The organism is Globicatella sp. HMSC072A10, assembly GCF_001811625.1.
Classification (GTDB): Bacteria; Bacillota; Bacilli; order Lactobacillales; family Aerococcaceae; genus Globicatella; species Globicatella sanguinis.
Genome location: NZ_KV805652.1, coordinates 1 through 1,968, shown reverse-complemented (window position 1 = coordinate 1,968; position 1,968 = coordinate 1). Strand labels below are relative to the sequence as shown.

Genomic DNA, 1,968 nt, shown 5'->3' with positions numbered 1-1,968 from the left:
ATTTTTGGCCCCTTTTTAGAATACAATAAACACCTGCTTCAAGTACTAAACATACGTGTGTGTGTCTTAATCCATGAACGGTAATAGGGTCTATTTTGAATGACTTTCTTATCTTTTTCAATACCGCATAAGGATGAGCAGCGTATTGAAATTCATTAGATTCATTCGTAATAATGTATTGTTCTGGTGAATTTGTATTGTATCCATGAAGAATCATTACTTCACGTTGAATATTTCGCCATTCTTTTAAATCTTTTATTGTTTTATCATCCAGAGGGATAGTTCTCTCTCCTGAAACTGTCTTTGGTGTCTGAATAATCTTTTTAAAGTCCCTGCCTCTTGCTACCGTTCTTCTAATTGTAAGAGTGCCATTAAGTTCATCAAAGTCAGACCATCTCAATCCACACATTTCACCTTGTCTGATTCCTGTGTATGCAATCACTCTAAACATAATATATTCTTGAGGATTATTCATAGCTTTTACACAACTAAAAAATGCTCTAATTGTTCAGCATCATAATAGGGTGCTTGGTATACTTTGTCCTTCAATTTACGCTTACGTTTTGGACGAATTACAGCAACCATTGGATTAACTTTAATTAATTTCAAAACAGTCACAGCGTACTCTAGAATTCGTTGAGTTAAGCCTATTAAGTTATGAAATTTAACATATGACGTATGCCATTTATTTGTTATAGTTTGACAGTAATGCGTGGAAATTTTATCGACAGACATATTTTCAAAGTAGGGCAGTATATCTTTTTCAATTACGTTAATTTGAATTTGTAATGTGCTTTCTTTTACAGTTGATCCATATATTGGTAACCAAGCTTTATATACTTCTTTAAAGGTCATCTTTTTTGGTGCAACACCAAAAACATTTTCTTCAATCTCACTCCTCAGACCGCCAAGTTAGAGGGAGTGGGATTTTTTATTTTTCTTTCAACATTTTATTTACTTGTTTATCAAAATCAGAATATATTTTCTGAGTTTTATTGAATTTATCATATTCTAGACTAGTTTTTTGTTTAGCTTGTTTTGATGAAATGGATCCATGTCCACTTAATATTTTATACTCATTAAAGGTTAAGAATCGCTCAACACTGTCAGCAAATTCTTGCATCGTAAAAGTGTTTCTTCGTTCTATTAAACCTTCAATGTAGTCAAAATATGATGATACACTTCGCTCTAAACTCTTTATTTCTTTTTCAGATAAATAGTTTTTTGCCACATGCGCATCAGTTTTTAGGATTCTTCCATTAGGAGCAGATTTCCATGTCGTTAATCCCATATTTTCTTTTGTGCTATCTGATGAATTATAAATTATTTCAGCGGCTGTTTGGCCAGTAATGGCATAATGAAATTTATTTTGAATGTTTGAATAGAAAAGTTTTGTGATTTCGCTATTACTAGAATAATCAGTGCTGACCTCAGCGAAAATATCGGTAATTTTTTGCCAAATTCTACGTTCGCTAGATCGAATAGATCTAACACGTTCTAATAGTTCTTGGAAATAATCTTTGCCTATTAGATTTGAACCTTGTTTTAATCTTACGTCATCCAAGGCGAAACCTTTTATCATATATTCTTTCAAAACACTTGTAGCCCATTGCCTAAAGTTGGTTGCACGTTTAGAGTTAACACGGTAGCCAACAGAGATAATAGCATCTAAGTTATAGTATTCAATACTTCTAGAAACAGCACGATTACCTTCCGTTTGAACTATTTCCATTTTGGAAATAGTTGCTTCACGTACTAATTCCTCTTCATCATAAATATTTTTTAAATGCTTAGAAATTGCTGGTACACCTACTTCAAATAATTCAGACATTTGTTTTTGTGTCATCCATATCGTTTCATCTTTAATAATGACATCGGCGATAACTGAGTTATTGTCTTTTTCATAAATAAGAAATTGAGTTTCTTCCACATTTAAACCTCCTCGTAATATATATTTAGAAGGTCATT

At 32.1% G+C, this 1,968-nt stretch carries 3 protein-coding genes; all 3 read right to left on the bottom strand.

What is annotated here, in order from left to right:
* On the bottom strand, positions 1-475 hold a 475-nt coding region (locus tag HMPREF2811_RS02710; protein ID WP_141749239.1), incomplete at its 3' end, for a site-specific integrase.
* Positions 476-480: 5 nt separating this feature from the next.
* Complete coding sequence (locus tag HMPREF2811_RS02705; RefSeq protein ID WP_071407989.1) at positions 481-855, bottom strand: N-terminal phage integrase SAM-like domain-containing protein; 375 nt, start codon at positions 853-855, stop codon at positions 481-483.
* A gap of 76 nt (positions 856-931) precedes the next feature.
* A complete protein-coding gene (locus tag HMPREF2811_RS02700) occupies positions 932-1,930 on the bottom strand; it encodes a virulence RhuM family protein (RefSeq protein ID WP_071407988.1) in 999 nt (332 codons plus the stop codon).
* Positions 1,931-1,968 lie beyond the last annotated feature (38 nt).

Excerpts from the sequence above, each read along its gene's own strand:
- HMPREF2811_RS02705 (WP_071407989.1), bottom strand. The coding sequence starts at position 855 with ATGACCTTTAAAGAAGTATATAAAGCTTGGTTACCAATATATGGATCA.